Below are 19,452 nucleotides of genomic sequence, written 5' to 3' on the forward strand. Positions count from 1 at the left end.
GAAGCTTCCCTTGATCGTCTAAGGTCGATACGCTGTCTTCCGCGTCACCAGACGGACTCGGACTGTTATCGACGGACATAGCCGGGAACAGTACTACAAGGAATCCATGGAGTGGCATCCATCGTTTACTGTGCTCGGTGGCGGGTATGAGGGGAGCTTCTTCGGTGCGCAGAGCGGCAGGGCCTCCCAGGCTGCGCTCGATCCGGCTCCAGCTCCTGCTGCCGATCCTGATCTCCACCCTCGGCCTCGGCGCGCTCGGCACCCAGCAGACCAGCACCGCGCTCGCGGCCGAGAACGACGCGGTCCGCGCCCGGGTGCTCGCCGGCACCGCCACCGCGACCGTCGGCCTGATCCACGAGCTCGAACGCGAGGTCGCCGAGACCGGCGCGCTCCGGCTGCGCAACGGCAAGGTCGCCGACCAGATCCTGCTCGCCCAGCGCCGGCGCACCGACGCCGCCCTCGTGCGGTACCGGGGGGCCACCCAGCTCGACGTCCCCGAGCTGTTCAGCCCCCTGACCACCGCCGGCAGCGCGCTGGCCGGGCTGCCCACCGCCCGGGGCCAGGCCCTCGGCATGTCCGGAGAACAGCGGGTCGCCGACCAGTCCTACCGGTCCGTGGTCACCCTGCTCCTCGCCGTCGCCGAGGCCCTGCCCGCCCGGATCGACGACGCCGCGCTGGCCGGCCGCACGAGGGCGATCGCCGCGCTGGCCGCCGCCGGACACCTGGCGGCCGAGGAGCGCGACCTGCTGCGCGGCGTGTTCACCCGGGGGGCGTACGCGCCGGGTGAGCTGTCCGCGCTCGCCTCCCTGATCGGGTCCGCCGAGGCGCGGCAGGCCGAGTTCTACCGGGTCGCCGACGACGGCGGCCGGGCCGCGTACGACCACACGGTCACCGGGTCCGATGTCGACATCGCCCGGGGGCTGCGGGACGACGCGCTCACGGGGGACCAGGACCCGGGCAGGCTCAGGATCGACCCCGACGCCTGGTACGTGGCGCAGACCCAGCTGCTCCGCCGGCTGTACACCGTGCAGTTGGCGCTGGCCACGGAGCTCGACGACGCCGCGTACGCCCGCCAGGAGGCCGCCCGGCGGAGCACCGTCCTCGCGCTCGCCCTCACCGGGGCGGTCGCCGTGCTGTCCGTCCTCACCGCGCTCGTCCTGTCCGCCCGGACCGCCCGCCGGTTGCGCCGGCTGCGCCGCGCCGCGCTCAACGTCGCCAACCAGTCGCTGCCGGCCGCCATCGCCGCCGTGTCCGTCGCCACCGAGCCGGGCGTCGTCCGGGACACCCACCTGGCGGTCGCGGCGGCCACCGACACGTCCCTGACCGCCGGGTTCGACGACGAGATCGGGCAGGTCGGCACCGCGTTCGGCACCCTGCACCGGCAGGCCCTGCGGCTCGCCGCCGACCAGGCCCTGCTCCGGATCGACGTCGCCGCGACCCTGGTCTCGCTGTCCCGGCGCGGCCAGGCCCTGATCAACCGGCAGCTCCAGCTCCTCGACGACCTCGAACGCACCGAGTCCGACCCGGACACCCTCGGCCAGCTGTTCGCCCTCGACCACCTGGCGGCCCGGATGCGCCGCAACGAGGAGAACCTGCTGCTCCTCGCCGGCGGCGAACCGGGCCGGCGGTTCTCGCACGTCGAACTGCTCGAGGACGTGGTCCGCGCGGCGGCGGCCGAGATCGAGGAGTACCCGAGGGTGGACACCGCCGACCTGGCCGGCCTCGCCATCGTCGGCGCGGCCGTCGGCGACCTCGTACACCTCCTCGCCGAGCTCCTGGAGAACGCGGCCACCTTCTCCCCGCCCGACAGCCGGGTCTCCGTCACCGCCCGGCACTCCATCGACGGCCTGGACATCACCATCTACGACCAGGGCATCGGCATCCCCGACGCGTCCCTGGACGAGGTCAACGCCCGGCTCGCCCAGCCCGCGGCCCTCACGGCGGCGCTCGCCGGCACCATGGGCCTGCTCGTGGTGGCCCGGCTCGCCGCCCGGCAGGGCATCGAGGTCACGTTGCGCAGCCACACCGGCAACGGCACCGCCGCCCTCGTCCGGCTGCCCAACACCCTGCTCGCGCCGGTCACCGGCCTGCGGCCCCGGACCGCGCCCTCCGGGGCCGTCGCCCGCGCCTTCCTCCGACCCCCCGAACCCGAACCCGACCCCACCGCCATCGACCCCGAGGAGATAAGGTCGCGGCTCTCCAGCCTGGCCATCGGCATCACCGCGGCGGCGGGCCACCTGTCACCCCACCCAGGAAGAGCGGACCTTGACTGATCGCCAGAATCTCGACTGGCTGCTGACCATCTTCGCCGAGCGGGTGCCCGACATCGCCCACGTGCTGGTGGTGTCCGTCGACGGGCTCGCCCTGGCGACGTCCGCCGGCCTGCCCACCGACCAGACCGACCAGTTGGCCGCCGTCACCAGCGGCCTGACCAGCCTCACCCTCGGCGCGGCCCGGTTCCTGTCCGCCGGGCGGGTCCGGCAGTTCGTCGTCGACATGGACGGCGGGGTGCTGCTGCTGATGGCCATCGGGGACCGGGCGCACATCGCCGTCCTCGCCGCCCCCGGCTGCGACCTCGGCCAGATCGGCTACGAGACCGCGATGCTCGTCCAGCGGGTGGCCACGGCGCTCGCCCCGGAGGTCCGTTCGTGACCGGTCGGCGCGCCCCGCTCCCCGGGGGCCGCCGGTCCTCGGCCGGCACGGCGCTGACCGCCGTCTGCGGCCGTCGGACCCTCATCCTCGGCGCCCTGGCCCTCGCCGGGTGCGCCGGACCCGGCTCCGCGCCCACCCGGCGCAGCCGCCAGCTCTTCGTCGCCACCGGCAACACCACCGGGGTGTACTACCAGCTCGGCGGCGGCCTGGCGGACCTGATCAGCCAGCACCTCCCCGGGTACGAGGCGACCGCCGAACCGACCGGCGCGTCCGTGGAGAACATCCAGCGCGTGGTCAGGGGCGACGCCGACCTGGCCTTCACGCTCGCCGACACCGCCGGGGACGCGGCCACCGGCAAGGGACCCTTCGAGGGCAGGCCGCAGCCGATCCGGGCCCTCGCCAAGCTGTACCTCAACTACACCCAGGTCATCGCCCGGACCGGCAGCGGGGTACGGAGTCTCGCCGACATGCGCGGCAAGCGGATCTCCACCGGCAGCCCCCGGTCCGGTACCGAGGTGATCGCCCTGCGCCTGCTCGCCGCCACCGGGATCGGCCCCGACGACATCACCGGGCAGCCGCTGTCCCTGCCGCAGACCGTCAAGGGCATGCTCAACGGCAGCACCGACGCCATGGTGTACTCCAGCGGCCTGCCCGCCAGCGGCATCACCGAACTCCTCGCGTCCGCCCCGGGGAAGGTCGAGTTCCTGTCCCCCAACGCGGCGCTGCCCCGGCTCAGCCAGCAGTACGGGGACGCGTACACGGGGGCGACGATTCCGCGCGGCGCGTACAACCTGCCGGCGGACGTGGCCACCATCGGGGTGCCGAACCTTCTCGTCGTCCGGGACACGATGTCCGAGTCGCTCGCCCACGACCTGGTGAAGCTGCTGTTCGACCGGCAGAAGGACCTGACCAAGGTGCACCCGGAGGCCGGGAACATCGACCGGGCCACGGCCGGGTCGACCGCGCCGGTGCCGCTGCACGCGGGGGCGGCGCGGTTCCACGCCGGACGGTGAGGCCCGGGCGGCGGTGGGTCGGCCGGGGACCCGGGGGCCGCGCGGTAGGTGGGTGCGCGGCGGCGGCCCCGCGGCAGAACGGTCGGGCCGGTGTCACCGGGCCCCGTGCTCGGACCGCGGTCGGCCGAGCTGATGCGCGTCGGGCCGGTGACCGACTCGTAACCAGATAGCGGTTGAGGCTCTTATCTCGCTATCTCGCTGACCCGGGACTCGCGCACCACGGTCACCCGGATCTGGCCCGGGTAGGTCAGCTCGTCCTCGATCTGCTTCGCCACGTCGCGGGCCAGCACGGCCGCGCCGATGTCGTCCACGTCGTCGGGCCGGACCATCACCCGGATCTCGCGGCCCGCCTGCATCGCGAACACCCGCTCGACGCCGAGCTGGCCGCTGGCGATCTCCTCGATCCGCTCGAGGCGCTTCACGTAGACCTCGAGGCTCTCGCGGCGGGCACCCGGCCGGCCGCCCGAACACGAGTCCGACGCCTGGGTCAGCACCGCCTCGATCGTCTGCGGCTGCACCTCGTTGTGGTGCGCCTCGATCGCGTGCACGACCTCCTCGGACTCCCCGAACCGCCGGGCCAGGTCCGCCCCGATCAGCGCGTGGCTGCCCTCGACCTCGTGGGTGAGCGCCTTGCCGATGTCGTGCAGGAACGCGCCCCGCTTGATCAACTCGGGGCGCAGGCCCAGCTCGGCGGCCATCAGACCCGCGATGTGCGCCGTCTCGACCAGATGCTTGAGGACGTTCTGGCCGTAGGAGGTGCGGTAGCGCAGCCGGCCGAGCAGCTCCACCAGCTCCGGGTGGATATTGGTGATCCCGACCTCGACCAGGGCGTCCTCGGCGGCGCGCTGGCAGAGCTTCTCCACCTCGTACCGCGCCAGGTCGTGCACCTCCTCGATCCGGTGCGGGTGGATCCGGCCGTCCAGGACCAGCTTCTCCAGGGTGACCCGGCCGATCTCGCGGCGCACCGGGTCGAAGCACGACAGCAGCACCGCCTCCGGCGTGTCGTCGATGATCAGGTTGACCCCGGTCACCGACTCGAACGCCCGGATGTTGCGGCCCTCGCGGCCGATGATCCGGCCCTTCATCTCGTCACTCGGCAGGTGCAGCACGCTCACGACGCTCTCCGCCGTCTGCTCGCTGGCCACCCGCTGGATCGCCTCGACCACGATGTGCCGGGCCCGCTGCTCCGCCGTGTTGCGCGCGTCCGCCTCGATGTCGCGGATCAGCACGGCCGCCTCGCGCTTGGCCTGCACCTCGATCACGCCGACGAGCTCCGTCTTCGCCGCCTCGGCCGTCAGCCCCGCGATCCGGGACAGCTCCCGGCGACGCTCCTCGTCGGCCTCGGCCAGCGCGACCTCCTGCTCGCCGACCTCGGTCTCCCGGACCTCCAGATCGGCCTCCGCGACCGCGATCCGCCGGTCCCGGGCCGCGAGCCGCTCGGCCTCCTCGCTGAGGCGGCGCTCCCGCTCGTCCAACCGGTTGAGCCGCTGCTCCACGTCCGCCAGCCGCTCGGTGAGCTGCGCCGACCGCAACTCCACCACCTGCTCGGCCTCCCGGCGCGCCCGGGCCGCGACATCCCCCGCCGCCTGCTCCGCGAGCGCCTGGGCCTGGGCCACCGTCCGCTCCGCCTCCCGGCGGGCCTTCTCCAGGACACCCTCGGACTCCTGGCGGGCCTTCTCCACGGCGGCCTCGGACTCCCGGCGGGCCTTCTCGACCGCCGCCTCGGACTCCTGCCGCGCCCGCTCCGTGACCCGCTCCGCCTCGACCCGGGCCCGCTCGGCGGCCCGCTCGGCCTCCGCGGCGATCCGGGCGGCGTCCTCCTCGGCGCGGGTCCGCAACCGGGTCGCGACCTCGTCCGCCTCCACCCGGGCCGACTCGACCAGCCGGCGCGCGGCGGCCCTGGCCTCCGTCGTCTCCGCCTCCACCACGGCGCGGGCCTGCTCGGCCTCGGCGTCCGTACGGGCCGTCCCCGGAGCCCCGGCCGACAGTCTGCCCACCATCCGGGCGAGGAGCACCAGGCCGACCACGACGATCAGGGCCAGGGCGGCGACCGCCCCCACCACTACCCCGACGGTCGTCATGGCCTCATCCTTCCGTGCACACCGGATCCGGCGCAGTCGCTGTGTCGAGAAGGTCCGGGCACGCCATGTGACCCGCCGGACCGGACTGCGCAGGGCAGCACGAATGACGGGCGCCGCACGCTGATCGTGCCACGCCAAGGCTCGAGGTTCGCGGTGGGGCGGACCCTGGTCTTGAAGTTGGGTGGGGCGTTCTCTATGGCGCGGATAACCCGCAGTACTCGGACGTTCTTCTCGTTGTTACTGCCGAGGCTAGGTCGAAATGGCTACTCCGGTCAAGAAACCATGATCAGGGCTGTTTCGATCATCAGATGGGTACGGTCGCCGGGCGGTGGGTGTTGGTTGGTCCGGGGTTGGTCGGGTCGGGATATCCAGCTGGGTCTTCGTGTGGGGGGCGCATATTGGGGTGGGGTGGGGTGGGGTGGGCTTGGGGCTGGGGCCTGGGCCTGGCTGGGCCTGGGCTGGGGCCGGCCTGGGCTGGGTCGGGCTGGGGCTGGCCTGGTCTGGGCTGGGCCGAGGACCGGAGCTCGGGCTTGGGCCGGAGTTCGGGCTTGGGGATGGGGCCCGGGCTTGGGGATGGGCTGGACCCCGGCCTGGACCCCGGGCTGGGGCCTGGCCGGGGCTGGGGCTGGCACCTGGCCGGGGCACGCAGCTCGAGCCCGGGCCGGGGCTCCGGGCTGGCCGGGGCTGGGGTCTGGGCCGGGGGCCTGAGCCGGGGGCTGGGCCGGGGCCGGCCTGGGGCCGGGGCGCTCCCGGGCTCAGGGCTGGGGCACGCCTCGTGCCGGTCGACGGCCGGACTCAGACGGGAAACGTGGCAGCGTGCCCGGAGCTCGTCCTGAGCGGGTAGCGCGGCGGCCCCGGCCTGTGGTCTGGACACCGCGGCTTCTCGGTCCCCGGGGATTCAGAGGTCCCCGAGGTGGCTGTCCTCCAGGGCGTCCGGATCGAAGTCCGCTTCCTGTCCCGCCTGCTCCATCGCCTCCTTCACCACCCGGAACGCCAACCCCGGCGGGTACCCCTTCCGGGCCAGCGCGCCCACCACCTTGCGGAGCACCGCTTCGGGCGGCCCGCTCACCGACCGCATCCGCCGAGCCACGAACGCCCGCGCCGTGGCCTCCTCCGTCTCCGGGTCGAGCTCCTCCAGCGCCTCGCCGATGGTGTCCGAGTCGACCCCTTTGCGCCGCAGCTCCTGACCGAGCGCCCGACGAGCCAGACCCCGACCCTGATGACGGGTACTCACCCACGCCCGCGCGAACGCCGCGTCGTCGATGAGCCCGACCTCGTCGTACCGGTCCAGGACGGCGGCGGCGGCCTCCTCGGGTACCCCGCGCTTGGCCAGGGCGGCCGCCAGCTCCGAGCGGGTCCGCGGCCGGTCGTTGAGCAGGCGCAGGCAGATGGCCCGGGCGGCCTGCTCCGGATTCTTGGCGATCTCGGCTCGGGCGGCCTCGGCACGCTCCAGGGCGGCCTGGGCGCGTTCCTCCGGGGTCCTGCGGGGGCGGGGTTCCTTGGGTTTGCGCGGCTTGGGATCGCGGGCCCGGGGCTCCTTGGCCCGGGGCTCCTTGGCTCGTAGCGCTTCAGGCCGGGGCTCCCAGGCTTGGGGCTCCCGTGGCGGGGTTTCCCGGGCATCCACGTCGCGGTCGCCGCCGCCACGAGCACCGCCGCCACGAGCACCGGCATCGCGGGCGTTGAGATCGTGGGCGTTGAGATCGTGGGCGTTGAGATCGCCGGTGGAGTAGGTGGCCCGCGGCAGGACCGGGGCGGTGGCCGGGTCGTAGTCCGGGGACTCCTCGTGGCCGTGGGCGGCGGGGTGCCAGTCCGGGACCGGGGCGTCGGACTCCGCTCCGACCTTCGCCCCCGAGAACTGAGACTCGTCACGCTTGACCCGCGCCGCCCGGGCCGGTGGCTCGACGTGCCGAGGCCCCGCCTCCGGCAGCGTCGCGTCGTCGTGCGCCCACCGCGCCTCCGTGTCCGGGGACTCGTCGCGCCAGGAATCCGCCTGATCCGGACGCACCGTCTGGCCGCCCCGACGGTTCCGGGCCTCGCGCCCCGACCGGGTACGGGAATCCTCGTGGGAGTCCGGGGCGTCGGTGTGATCGGAGTCGTCGGCGCGGCTGCCGAAGGTCTGCCATGGGCCGGAGGAGGTGGTCCGCAGCTCGTCGCCGGCTCCCCTGGCCTTCTTCTTCGAGCCCAGTCCCCCACCACGGGACAGGCCACCCCGGCGGTCACCGAAAGAGGACCTGGTGCCGTTACCGAAGCCGGAACGGTCGCCACCTTCCCCGAAGCTGGAGCGGTCGCCGCCCCCGGAGCCGGAACGGTCACCTCCCCCAGAGCGGTCGCCACCCCCGAAGCCGGAACGGCCGCCGCCCCCGAAAGTGGAGCGGGTGCTCTCCCCGAAGGTGGACCGGGTTCCGTCCCCGAACGGCCGCCGGGTCCGGGCGGTCGGACCGTCGGCGTCTTCGGCGGGTCCGGCCTGCGGGTCCTCATGGTCCGGCGGTGTCGCCCTGGCGGCACGGGACGAGCGGCGTCGGGAGCCCCGACCGTCGGCCTCCAACGGCTGATCGGACCAGGGCAGCACGCGGCCGGTGCCCCGGCGGACGCCATCCGGCCCGGCGGGCGCGTCGGCGGCCGGGGACGGGAGGTCAGCGGCCCGCATGAGCCGAACCCCGTCGAGTGCCTGCCCGACCTCCGGAACCAGCTCCGGTAAGCCACCGGACCTCAGGCCCCGGTCGTGGGCGTAAGCGTCGATCAGGCCAGCGTCGCGAGCCGGATCAGCGGCTGCCCGGCCCGAAACGACCTCGGAACCGGCCCTGCCGGGAACAGCCTGTTGAGAACCGGACCCGTCGGAAACGTCCCGGTCGGGAGCCCCACCGGAACCAGCCGAAGAAGAAACAGCCGGGTCGGGAACCCCACCAGGAACAGCCCGGGAAGAAACAGCCCGGTCGGGAGCCTCATCGGGAACAGCCGGGTGAGAAACAGCCCGGTCGGCAACGGTCAGGCCCGCACCGGAACCATCTCCCGGAGAACGCCCCAACCCCGCGAGAAACCCCGGCCACGGATCGGGAGCGTCGACCACGTCACGCTCCCACCACCCCGCCCCCACCGGAGGCGCCCCGACACGGCCGGAAGCCACCGGTCCGGAAGGCACCGGCCCGGCTGCCGACGGTCCGGAAGCCGACGGCCCGGCCGCAGAAGGATCCGCCCGTAACGGGTCGAGCGCCCATGGATCGGGCCCGACCGACGTGGGCGGCACCGGGCCGGAGGACGAGGCGGGCCGAACCGGGTCCGCCGTCGGCGCGGGCCGCAGCGGACCGGACACCGGCGAGACCACCGGCGACGGATCGGATACCGGCGATGCATCGGATGCCGGTGGGGTGGACGGCGCGGGCGCGCCCTCGTCGAGGGCGCGCCCGTCACCGTGCTCCTCTGAGGACGACACGGGATGGGACGGAACAGCGTCGTCAGGCCGGGTCACGGTCAGAAGTCGACCGGCGGGGCCGGAACGGCGTCGGCGTCGAGGACCGCCCCGACACCCAGCTTCTCCTTGATCTTCTTCTCGATCTCGGCGGCCACGTCCGGGTTCTCGCGGAGGAAGTTCCGCGCGTTCTCCTTGCCCTGGCCGAGCTGGTCGCCGTCGTACGTGTACCACGCGCCGGACTTGCGGATGATGCTCTGCTCGACACCGACGTCGATGAGGGAGCCCTCGCGGCTGATGCCCTTGCCGTACATGATGTCGAACTCGGCCTGCTTGAACGGCGAGGCGACCTTGTTCTTGACGACCTTGACCCGCGTGCGGTTACCGACGACGTCGGTGCCGTCCTTGAGGCTCTCGATCCGGCGGATGTCGAGCCGGACGGAGGCGTAGAACTTGAGCGCCTTACCACCGGTCGTGGTCTCCGGGGAGCCGAACATGACGCCGATCTTCTCGCGGAGCTGGTTGATGAAGATCGCGGTGGTGCCGGAGTTGCTCAGGGCACCGGTGATCTTCCGGAGCGCCTGGCTCATCAGGCGGGCCTGGAGGCCGACGTGGCTGTCGCCCATCTCGCCCTCGATCTCGGCGCGCGGCACGAGGGCGGCGACGGAGTCGATGACGATCAGGTCGATCGCGCCGGAGCGGATCAGCATGTCGGTGATCTCGAGGGCCTGCTCGCCCGTGTCGGGCTGCGAGACCAGGAGGGCGTCGGTGTCGACGCCGAGCGCCTTCGCGTACTCCGGGTCGAGGGCGTGCTCCGCGTCGATGAACGCCGCGATGCCGCCGTTGGCCTGCGCGTTGGCGATCAGGTGGAGGGTGAGGGTGGTCTTACCGGAGGACTCCGGCCCGTAGATCTCGACGACCCGGCCGCGCGGGATGCCGCCGATCCCGAGGGCGATGTCCAGCGCGATGGAGCCGGTCTGGATCACCGCGATGGGCTGTGCCGTCCTGTCACCCAGTCGCATGACCGAGCCCTTGCCGAACTGCTTGTCGATCTGCGCGAGGGCCAGATCGAGCGCCTTCTCACGGTCCGGACCTGCTGCCATCGCCGTCACCCCTGTAGTCGCCGTCTTCGCGGTCGCTCGCTTGTTCACGCTGACACCGTAGGCGGCGGGTCTGACATTTCTTCCCCCGACCCGCCTGCCACGAGTAAGCACATTAGCCGAACACGTGTTCTATTCAAGTCGCGACACGGGTATTGCTCCGGTGAGCCATACGAAAAGGTAACAAAAGCCCCGGAAAAGTGGCACAAGATCAGCGAAGCTTGGCGGGTACCCGCTCGGGATAGGCCGCGCACACGGCCCGCCAGACGGTGACCGTGGCCACGCCGCCGGCCAGCGCCTCGCGGATCGTCAGGCCACCGAGCTGGGAGAGGTTCTGGTCGGAGGCGACGCTGCCCGCGTACGTCGCGCCGAACACCTGCTCCAGCCGGTACCAGAAATCGGTCTGTCTCACCCGCCGACCCTAACAGCGGAACGCACCCGGAGCGCGAGGGCGAGGACCGGCACGGCGCACGCGGCGGCCAGGACGGCCAGGACCGGGTAGCCGGCGATCTGCACGACCACGCCGCCGAGCGCGCCGGCCCCCGCGCCGGACAGGCCCATCACGAGGTCGGACAGGCCCTGGGCGGCGGGGCGGCGGGTGACGGGTACGGACTCCACGAGCAGGGTCGAGCCGCCGATCATGGTGCAGGACCAGCCCAGGCCCAGGGTGAACAGGCCGGCGGAGAGTTGCGGGGTGCCGTGGTCGGCGGTGCCGGCGATGGCGCACGCGGCCAGGAGCAGGCCCAGGCCGGTGAGGATGACGGGGCGGCGGCCGAACCGGTCGGTGGCGAGGCCGACGAGAGGGCTCAGGGCGTACATGCCGGCGATGTGCAGGCTGAGGACGAGGCCGACGATGCTGAGGACGTCGCCGTGGTCGATGCCCGGGGTCTGGCCGATGTAGATGGGGGTCATGGACATCACGCCGACCATGACGAGGTGGCCGACGGCGGTGGCGGCGAGGCCGAGCCGGGCGGCGGGAATCTCCATGACCAGGCGGAACGCGGACCGCATCCCGAACCGGCGCTCGGTGGCGACCACCCCGCCCCGGCCGCCCTGCGCCGCACCCGGGGCGGAGCCGGGGGCACCCGGTGCGGATCCGGTGCCGGGAGTCGCCTCCCCGACCGGGTCCGGGGCCAGGGCGGAGCCGGTGCCGCGCGGGGCCGGAGCGGAGGCCGTCGAAACGGGGGCGCCCGAGGCGGGACGGGGCGGCGCGCCACCGGACCCGGCCGGCGCCACCCCGGACTCCTGAGCCGAGGCCAGTCCCCGCGCCACCACCAGCGGATCCGGCCGCAACAACGCCCAGATCAACAACCCCGCCACCGCGAACGCGAGCGCGCTGAACACGAACGGCCCGGCCAGTTCGGGCAGGTCGGCCCACGCCCGCCGCAGCAGCGCGTCCGCCGGCCGGGACAGGTTCGGCCCCGCGACGGAGCCGATCGTCGTGGCCCAGACGACGATGGACAGCTGCCAGCCGCGCCGGGTGGGTTCGGCGAGGTCGACGGCCGCGTACCGGGCCTGCAGGTTCGCGGCCGTGCTCCCGCCGAAGCAGAACATGCCGAGGAAGGCGAGCGGCCCGGACTCGGTCACGGCCGCCGCGACGACGAGGAGGGCGCCGAGCGCGCCGACGGCGTACCCCAGAAGAAGTCCCGGCCTTCGTCCTGATCTGTTCATCAGTCGGGTCATGGGGATGGCCATCAGGGCGCCGCCGACGACGGCCCCGCTCTGGGCGAGGCCGGACAGGCCGGGGCCGCCGGTGAGCCGGGCGGTCAGCAGGGCGCCCACCGCGATGCCGATCGCGACGCCCACCCCTCCGATCACGTTCGTGATCATGAGGAGGCGGAGGGTGCGGCGCTGGACCCGAGCGGTGTTCACGTCCCCGATCCTCGCACGCCCAAGATCAGACACTCCGGCTCCCTGACGTCGGCGTGACGGCCGTCAGGACCGCGTCAGCCAGGGGCTCGACCTGGTCGTCGGGGAGCCCGCTGATCGTGATCCGGACCGCCGCGGGGCTCACCTGCCGGTAGGCCGCCCCGGCCGCCACGGCCCAGCCCGCGTCCCGGAGCCGGGCGACGGCCGTGGTCTCGTCGGGGACCGGAAGCCAGACGTTGATGCCGCTGCGCCCGTATCCCCGGAGACCCCGGTCGGAGAGCGCCCCCAGGAGCCGGGCGCGGCGCGCGCGGTAGACGGCGCTGGTGGCGCGGACCTGGGCGGCGACGTCGGCGGAGGCCCACAGTTCGAGCACGGCGCGTTGCAGCAGCGTGGACACCCAGCCCGCGCCGAGCCGGAGCCGGCCGGACAACCGGCCGAGGGTCGCGGCGTCCCCGGCGACGACGGCGAGCCGCAGGTCGGGGCCGTAGGCCTTGGACACCGAGCGGACGTAGGCCCAGGCGGGGGTGACCCCGGCGAGCGGGTGCAGCGGCACGTCGTCCAGGTCGCCGCAGTGGTCGTCCTCGATGACCAGGACGTCGGCGTGCGCGGCGAGCAGCACCCGGAGCGCGGCGGACCGTTCGGGGGTCAGGGCCGCGCCGGTCGGGTTGTGCGCGCGGGACGTGACCACGAGCGCGCGGATACCGGCCGCGAGCGCCGCGGCCAGCCCGTCGAGGGTCGGCCCGGCCTCGTCCACCGGCACCGGCACGATCCGCAGGCCCATCGCGGCGGCCAGGTCGAGCAGGTTGGCCCAGCCCGGGTCCTCGACGCCGATCGCGTCGCCGGGGCCCAGCGCCGCCCCGAGCAGGCGTTCGATCGCGTCGAGCGCGCCGCTGGTCACCAGGATCTCCTCGCCCGTGACCCCGTCGAGGGCGAGCCGGTCGCGGGCCGCCGCCGCCAGTTCGGACAGCACGCCCGCGTCCCGGTAGCTGACCGGTCGCGGGTCGATCCGGGCCAGGACGGGGCCGAGGCGGGGCACGAGCGCCAGGTTGGGCGAGCCGGAGGACAGATCGACGACATTGGCGGGTACGGGGAGCACGTGACCCGCCCTGCCGCCCACCGCCGGCCGCTCCCGGACCCGGGTGCCGTTGCGCCCGGCGGTCTCGACGACCCCGCGCTGCCGGAGCGTCGCGTACGCCGAGGACACCGTCGCCGGGCTCACCCCCAGCTCGGCCGCGAGCCCCCGGATCGGCGGCAGCGGCGCGCCCACGGGCAGGGCCCCGGTGCGGATGCCGGCCTCGACGCTGGCCGCGATGGAGACGGCGCTGTCCCCGCTGAACTGATAATGTACTGGCACAGTTAGCAGATTGTACTAGAACAAAGGTGCCGCCATGACCCGGACCCTCCCCCTGCGCAAGTCGATCAGGTTCACCGAGGACCGCGAGCTCCTGCACCGGACCCTCGACGAGGCGCACGTCGCCCACCTCGGCCTCGTCGTGGACGGCGAGCCCCGCATCCTGCCCATGTTCCACGTCCGGGTCGGCGAGCGGGTCTACGTGCACGGCTCGACCGGTGGCCGGTTCGCCCTGCACGGCCGCGACGCGGAGCTGCGGCTCTGCCTGTCCGTGACGATGGTCGACGGCCTCGTCCTGTCGAAGTCCCAGTTCAACCACTCCGCCAACTACCGGTCCGTCATCGCGCACGGGATCGCCCAGGTCGTCACCGACCCGGTGGAGCGCGACCTGGCGTTCGCCGCGTTCATGGACAAGGTCGCCGCCGGCCGGTCCGCGGACTCCCGGCCGCCCAGCCCCAAGGAACTCGCGCAGACCGTCCTCCTCGCCCTCGACCTGGACGAGGTCACGGTCAAGGCCCGCGCCGGCGGCCCGGTGAACGAACCCGAGGACGCCGACCTGCCGTACTGGTCCGGGGTCGTCCCGCTCGTCACCACCCGGCTCGCCGCCGTGTCGGAGACCGGCGAGGAGCCGCCCGCGTACCTGGCGGCCACCCCCTGGCACCACCCCGCGACGATGACCGGCACCCGGCTCCGGCTGGAGGCCCTGCACCCCGGGCACGCGGCGGACCTCTTCGAGGCTGGCGCGGACCCCGAGGTGTGGCCGTGGCTGTCCACCCCTCAGCCGAACACCGTCGAGGAGATGGCCGCCATCATCGACGGCGCCATCGCCGACCAGGAGCGGGTCGCGTGGGCCCAGATCGACCTGGCCACCGGGAAGGCGGTCGGGACCACCTCGTACTACCAGGTCGACCCGCGCAACCGGGCCGTCGCGATCGGGTACACCTGGCTCGGCAAGCCCTGGTGGCGGCGCGGCTTCAACGCCGAGTCCAAGCGGCTCATGCTCAGCCGGGCCTTCGACGAGCTGGGCGCGCTCAAGGTCACCTGGCACACGGACAATCGGAACACCCGCTCCCAGCAGGCCATCGAACGCCTCGGCGCGAAGCTGGAGGGTGTCATCCGTCACCATCGGGTCCGGCCGGACGGCACGCTCCGCGACACATACTGGTACGGCATGACGGCCGACGAGTGGCCCGAGGCGCGTACCCGGCTGGAGGGCTGAATGTTCGGCGTGACCGACCTGTGGACGTACGTCCTCGGCGCCTTCCTGATCATCCTGCTGCCGGGGCCGAACTCGCTCTACGTGCTGGCCACGGCCGCGCGGCACGGGATCCGGGCCGGGTATCGCGGCGCGGCCGGGGTGTTCGTCGGCGACACCGTGCTCATGGTGCTGTCGGCGGCCGGGGTCGCCTCGCTGTTGCAGGCGTATCCGGCGGCGTTCATGGCCGTGAAGTACGCCGGGGCCGCCTATCTGGCCTATATGGGGCTGCGGATGGTGGTGGGGGCGGTGCGGTCGTGGCGTGCGCCGGCCGATGCCGCCGGGTCCGCCGCTGTCGGATCCGATGCCGTCGCACGGTCCGATGCCGGGACCGGGGCTGTCGCCGCCAGCGGGTCCGATGCCGCCGGCGGGGTCGGCGAGCCGGTCGGGGGCGCGCACCGGCCGTTCCGGCGGGCGCTCACCGTGAGCCTGCTGAACCCGAAGGCGATCCTGTTCTTCGTCTCCTTCTTCATCCAGTTCGTGGACCCGACCTACGCGCACCCGGCGCTGTCCTTCGTGGTGCTCGGCGCGATCGTGCAGGTGTTCAGCCTGGCGTACCTGAGCACCCTGATCTTCGGGGGTGTCCTGCTCGCGGCCCAGTTCCGCCGCCGGCGCCGGCTGTCCGCGCTGCTCGCGACGGGCGCGGGCGCACTGTTCCTGGGCTTCAGCGCCAAACTCGCCACAGCCTCGCTCTAACCCCCTTTCCGGGTACGCGGCCCGCCGTGTCGGCACCCGGGACCGGGCGGACCGCCCCGGAGAATGGGGCGGTGACCACAGCAGCCCGGACCGGTGCCGCGCACGTCCCCGCGCACGGAACGGGGCCGGACACCGGGCGGCGGCACGTGGTGGTCGTCGGGGCGGGTGCCGTCGCCGAGGTGGGTGCCGCGCTCGGCCGGCCGGGCGGGGGCTGCCGGGTGCTGTACGTCAGCCCGCTGCCCACGCTGGCCGCCGATGTCGGGCGCGACCTGCCCGTGCCGTTGGTTCGGTTCGGCACCGGAGGCCGGGCAGGCCCGGGTGCGGGCGGCGCGGGGTACACGGTCGGGGTGCGGACCGGGGACACGCCCACCGCCGAGCGCCGGGCCTTCGAACGCACCCAGCCCGACATCCTGGCCACCACCCCCGAGTCGCTGTACCTGCTGCTCACCTCCCGGGCCCGCGCCGGACTGCGCGGGGTGCGGACCGTGGTCGTGGCCGGACTCGACCTGCTGCACGGCACCCGGCGCGGCGCGCACCTCGCCCTGTCCCTGGAGCGGCTCGATGCCCTGCTGGAGGTACCGGCGCGGCGGGTGGGCCTGGCCGCGTACCCGCCGCATGGTCTGTCGGGTTTTCCCGGCGGCGCCGGGTCCACCGCCTGCGAGGTCGTCCCGGTGACGCGGACCGGGTCGCGTCCAGCCGACCAGACGCGCGCCGCTGCCGACGCCACGGTGGGAAACGCCCCCGCCGGCACGGATGTGGTGGTCGAGGTGCCGCCCGTGGACGGTGCGCGGCGGGTCCGGGAGCTGGTCGGGCGGCACGGGACGGCCGTGGTGTTCGTGTCGTCCCGGCAGGAGGCCGAGCAGCTCGCGTCGCGGCTGGACTCCGCCCGGGCGCACCACGGTGGAATGGCTTCCGGGCTGCGCGCGCGGGCGGTCGCGGACCTGCTCGGCGGGCGGGTCACGGCCCTCGTCGCCACCTCCGCCAACGACCTCGGCCTCGGCCCTGGGACCGTCGAACTCGTGGTCCAGTGCGGCACTCCCCCGGCTGCGGAGACGGCCCGACGGTTCGGGCTCGCGCCCCGGGTCGCCGTCCTGCCCCGGGATCCGGGCGACCTGCACGCGGCGGCGCGCCTCACCGGGCACCACGTTCCGGAGTTCCCGGAACAGCCGGGCACCGACCCGCTCGACGCGTCCACACTGGCCAGCAACCCGCTCGGCGCGGCGCTGAGCGGGAATCCCGACGGATCAGCACCGGCCTGCCGCCAACCCGGTGCGGCGGCGGGCAGTGGTCCGCTCGATGTGTTGGCGCAGCAGCTCACCGCGATGGTCGCCATGGACGACTGGACCGTGCCCGACCTCGCCGCGCTGGTCCGCCGCGCCGCCCCGTTCGCCGGCCTGCCCACGTCGGCCCTGCACGCGACGCTCGACATGCTCGCCGGCCGGTTTCCGTCCGTGCCGCCCCGCCTCGACTGGGACCGGGTGACCGGCGTCGTCACGGGCCGGCCCGGCGCGCAGCGACTCGCGGTGCGGGCCGGGCGCGACCGGGGACTGGTCCCGGTGTTCGCCGGCACCGCACGGATCGGGGACCTCGGCGAGGCGGAGGCGGCCGGCTACCGCGCGGGCGACGTCCTCCTCCTCGGGTCAACCCGTTGGCAGATCACAGAACCGACCACTGACCGGGTACTCGTCACGCCCGCCCCCGACAACACCTCTGCCCCGGTGGAGGTGGCGGTCCGGTCCCCGGAAACTCCTGCCCAGACCGGCGTCGTCGACCCCGTCGGTCATGGATCCGTCCGGGCTGCCCGGCCTGTAGGGGGCCCGGACGAAGACCTGGAGCCCAACGGGCACGTCCTCCCTGGTACCGGCTCCGCGGCAGGCGAGGCCGGCGGAGCGACCGGACCTGGGAACAGCGCGGCCGGCCCCGAGGACTGTCGGGTCCGACCCCGGGGCGACGGCGCCCGGCCGGCTGTCCTCGAGGCGGGGGCGGCCGCCGTTCTCGACGCGTACCTGGCCGGGCGGAGGGCCGCGGGCCTCTTGCCGGATGGTGGGACCGTCGTTGTGGAGCGGTGCCGGGACGAGAACGGCGACTGGCTGGTGACCGTCCACAGTGTGCACGGCCGGCGGGTCCACGCGGCGTGGGCCGAGGCGTTGGGGGTGCGGCTTCGCGGACGGCACGGGCTGGACACGCCGGTCGCGTACTCGGACACGACCCTCACGTTCCGGATGCCGGACATGGTCGACGCGGTGCCGTGCGGCGAGCTGGTGGTGTTCGACGGCGGGGAGGTGGGTTCCCTGGTGGTGGGCGCGATCGGCGGGTCGGAGCAGTTCGCGGAGGCGTTCCGTGCGGGGGCGGCGCGGGCGTTGCTGCTGCCCCGTACCGATCCGGGGCGGCGCGAAACCCGGCGGCGGCAGCGGGAGCGGTCGGACGAGTTGCTGGCCGCCGTCGGGGGCTGTGGGGACTTCCCGATCGCGCTGGAGGCGGCCCGGGGGTTGCTCGCGGAGGTGCTCGACGTCCGTGGGCTCGCCGCGCTGATGGGCGGGATCGCGGCCGGGCGGGTGGTCGTGCGGGAGGTGGAGACCGTCGCGGCGGCCGGGTCGGAGGGGGCCGACGGCACGGCTACGGCTACGGCTACGGCTACGGCTACGGCTACGGCTACGGCTACGGCTACGGCTGGGAGTGTGCGCCAGGCGGTGGCGCTGGACCACCACCTGCTGGCGGGGCTGTCGGGTTGGCCGGTGCCGGGGCCCGCGCCGTTCCGGGAGACGTTCGGGGCGGTGTCGGCGCGGGCGTTCGCGGCGTTCCTGCCCGGTTGGCAGGGAGTCGGTTCCGGTGGCGTCGGGGTCGCGGGGCTGCTGGAGGCGGTGGAGCGGCTCCAGGGGTGCGCCGTACCCGTCGGAGACCTGGAGGGGCTGGTTCTGCCCGCCCGGGTCGCCGACTTCACCCCCGGACTCCTCGACGAGGCGTGCCGCTCCGGGGAGCTGTTGTGGGCGGGCCGCGGCCCCGGACACGTGGCCCTGTACCTGGCACGGGATGCCGGCTTGCTCCTCCCCCCACCAGCCACTGTGGAGCTGTCTCCGACGCATGCGGCGGTCCTGGCGGCGCTGGAGGAGCGGGCGCTGTTCTTTCCCGCCCTGGTGGCCGCGGTCGGGCGAGGGACCGGGCACCCGTCGCCAGGTCGCTCGCCCGCAGGTCCGCCGCCGCGCGGGGCCGCCGCCGGACCGGCGGGCGGGTTCACCGACGGCTCGCTGGCGCCCGGGCCCGACGTCGCCGACGAGGTGCTCCGCGCCCTCTGGGAACTCGTCTGGGCCGGGTACGTCAGCAACGACACCCTCGCCCCGGTACGGGCGGCGACCCCGGGGACCCGGAAGGCACGTCCCGCCAGGGGTACGCCGCCGACCGCCACCGGTCGGTGGTTCAGGCTGCCCGCCCCCGACCCCGACCCCGGGCGGCGGGCCACGGCACGCGCCGACCAGCTGCTCAGGCGGTACGGGGTCGTCGCGGCGGGCGGCTGTGACAACGGGCGCCCCGGCGACCGGGACCGGGGCTGCGACCGGGTGGCGCATCGGGATGCGCTCGTCCCGCTGCGGTCGGCGCCAGCGGGGCGGGCGGTGCTGCTCGCCGCAACCGATCCGGCCAACCCGTTCGGCGCAGCCCTCCCCTGGCCCGACCACCCGGCCGGCCGGAACGGCCCGGACCACACTCCCCGGACCCCCGGGGCGCACCCGGGCCACCCGGAGAACCCGGGCCGCCCAGATCACCCGGCGGGCCCGAACCTCCAGGATCACCCGGTGGGCCCGACCCGCCCAGGTCACCCCGGGCGGCACAGCGGGGCCGTGGTCGTGCTGGTCGGGGGCCGACTGGTGGTGTACGCCGGGGCGGAGGTCCTGTGGTTCACGGACGACCCGGGTACCCGGGGGCGTGCCGCGCGGCTGGTGCCGGGCACCTCGTCCCTGGCGGGGCTGGTCGGACCGTCGGATTTCGGGTCGGGCGCCTCCGTAACCGGATAAAGGTCTTCCGGGTTCCGGGATC

The 19,452-nt window shown here is 74.3% G+C and carries 11 protein-coding genes and 1 pseudogene; 6 read left to right on the top strand and 6 right to left on the bottom strand.

Annotated elements, in window-relative coordinates:
* Positions 1-164: 164 nt before the first annotated feature.
* The 3 genes from PT931_RS11810 to PT931_RS11820 are packed head-to-tail and all read left to right on the top strand — an operon-like array spanning position 165 to position 3,665.
* Complete coding sequence (locus PT931_RS11810) at positions 165-2,273, top strand: sensor histidine kinase (RefSeq protein ID WP_456245771.1); 2,109 nt, start codon at positions 165-167, stop codon at positions 2,271-2,273.
* Positions 2,266-2,652 carry a roadblock/LC7 domain-containing protein gene (locus PT931_RS11815; RefSeq protein ID WP_363726484.1) on the top strand — a complete coding sequence of 129 codons (387 nt, stop codon included), beginning with the start codon at positions 2,266-2,268 and terminating at the stop codon, positions 2,650-2,652. The genes PT931_RS11810 and PT931_RS11815 overlap by 8 nt, the downstream gene beginning before the upstream one ends.
* Positions 2,649-3,665 carry a TAXI family TRAP transporter solute-binding subunit gene (locus tag PT931_RS11820; RefSeq protein WP_456245772.1) on the top strand — a complete coding sequence of 339 codons (1,017 nt, stop codon included), beginning with the start codon at positions 2,649-2,651 and terminating at the stop codon, positions 3,663-3,665. Before PT931_RS11815 ends, PT931_RS11820 begins: the two co-directional genes overlap by 4 nt.
* 182 nt (positions 3,666-3,847) lie before the next feature.
* On the opposite strand, the gene rny is transcribed toward PT931_RS11820, so the two are convergent.
* The 6 genes and pseudogenes from rny to PT931_RS11850 all read right to left on the bottom strand — a co-directional run bounded on the left by rny (position 3,848) and on the right by PT931_RS11850 (position 13,475).
* A complete protein-coding gene (gene rny, locus PT931_RS11825) occupies positions 3,848-5,746 on the bottom strand; it encodes a ribonuclease Y (RefSeq protein WP_456245773.1) in 1,899 nt (632 codons plus the stop codon).
* 898 nt (positions 5,747-6,644) lie between these two features.
* Positions 6,645-7,277: pseudogene (locus tag PT931_RS11830) on the bottom strand (regulatory protein RecX); the annotation flags it as partial.
* A 1,937-nt stretch (positions 7,278-9,214) separates the two neighbouring features.
* Complete coding sequence (gene recA, locus PT931_RS11835; RefSeq protein WP_456245901.1) at positions 9,215-10,255, bottom strand: recombinase RecA; 1,041 nt, start codon at positions 10,253-10,255, stop codon at positions 9,215-9,217.
* 208 nt (positions 10,256-10,463) lie between these two features.
* Positions 10,464-10,664 (bottom strand): DUF3046 domain-containing protein, encoded by a 201-nt coding sequence (locus PT931_RS11840; RefSeq protein WP_456245774.1) that lies wholly within the window; start codon positions 10,662-10,664, stop codon positions 10,464-10,466.
* Positions 10,661-12,082, bottom strand: a complete 1,422-nt coding sequence (locus PT931_RS11845; protein ID WP_456245902.1) for an MFS transporter — start codon at positions 12,080-12,082, stop codon at positions 10,661-10,663. Before PT931_RS11845 ends, PT931_RS11840 begins: the two co-directional genes overlap by 4 nt.
* Before the next feature lie 67 nt (positions 12,083-12,149).
* Complete coding sequence (locus tag PT931_RS11850) at positions 12,150-13,475, bottom strand: aminotransferase class I/II-fold pyridoxal phosphate-dependent enzyme (RefSeq protein ID WP_456245775.1); 1,326 nt, start codon at positions 13,473-13,475, stop codon at positions 12,150-12,152.
* A 34-nt stretch (positions 13,476-13,509) separates the two neighbouring features.
* On the opposite strand from PT931_RS11850, the gene PT931_RS11855 reads away from it, so the two are divergent.
* The 3 genes from PT931_RS11855 to PT931_RS11865 all read left to right on the top strand — a co-directional run bounded on the left by PT931_RS11855 (position 13,510) and on the right by PT931_RS11865 (position 19,430).
* A complete protein-coding gene (locus PT931_RS11855) occupies positions 13,510-14,691 on the top strand; it encodes a bifunctional pyridoxamine 5'-phosphate oxidase family protein/GNAT family N-acetyltransferase (RefSeq protein WP_456245776.1) in 1,182 nt (393 codons plus the stop codon).
* Complete coding sequence (gene leuE, locus PT931_RS11860) at positions 14,692-15,423, top strand: leucine efflux protein LeuE (RefSeq protein ID WP_456245777.1); 732 nt, start codon at positions 14,692-14,694, stop codon at positions 15,421-15,423.
* A 71-nt stretch (positions 15,424-15,494) separates the two neighbouring features.
* Positions 15,495-19,430 (top strand): Lhr family ATP-dependent helicase, encoded by a 3,936-nt coding sequence (locus PT931_RS11865; RefSeq protein ID WP_456245778.1) that lies wholly within the window; start codon positions 15,495-15,497, stop codon positions 19,428-19,430.
* Positions 19,431-19,452 lie beyond the last annotated feature (22 nt).

The sequence above is a fragment of the Longispora urticae genome, assembly GCF_053902585.1.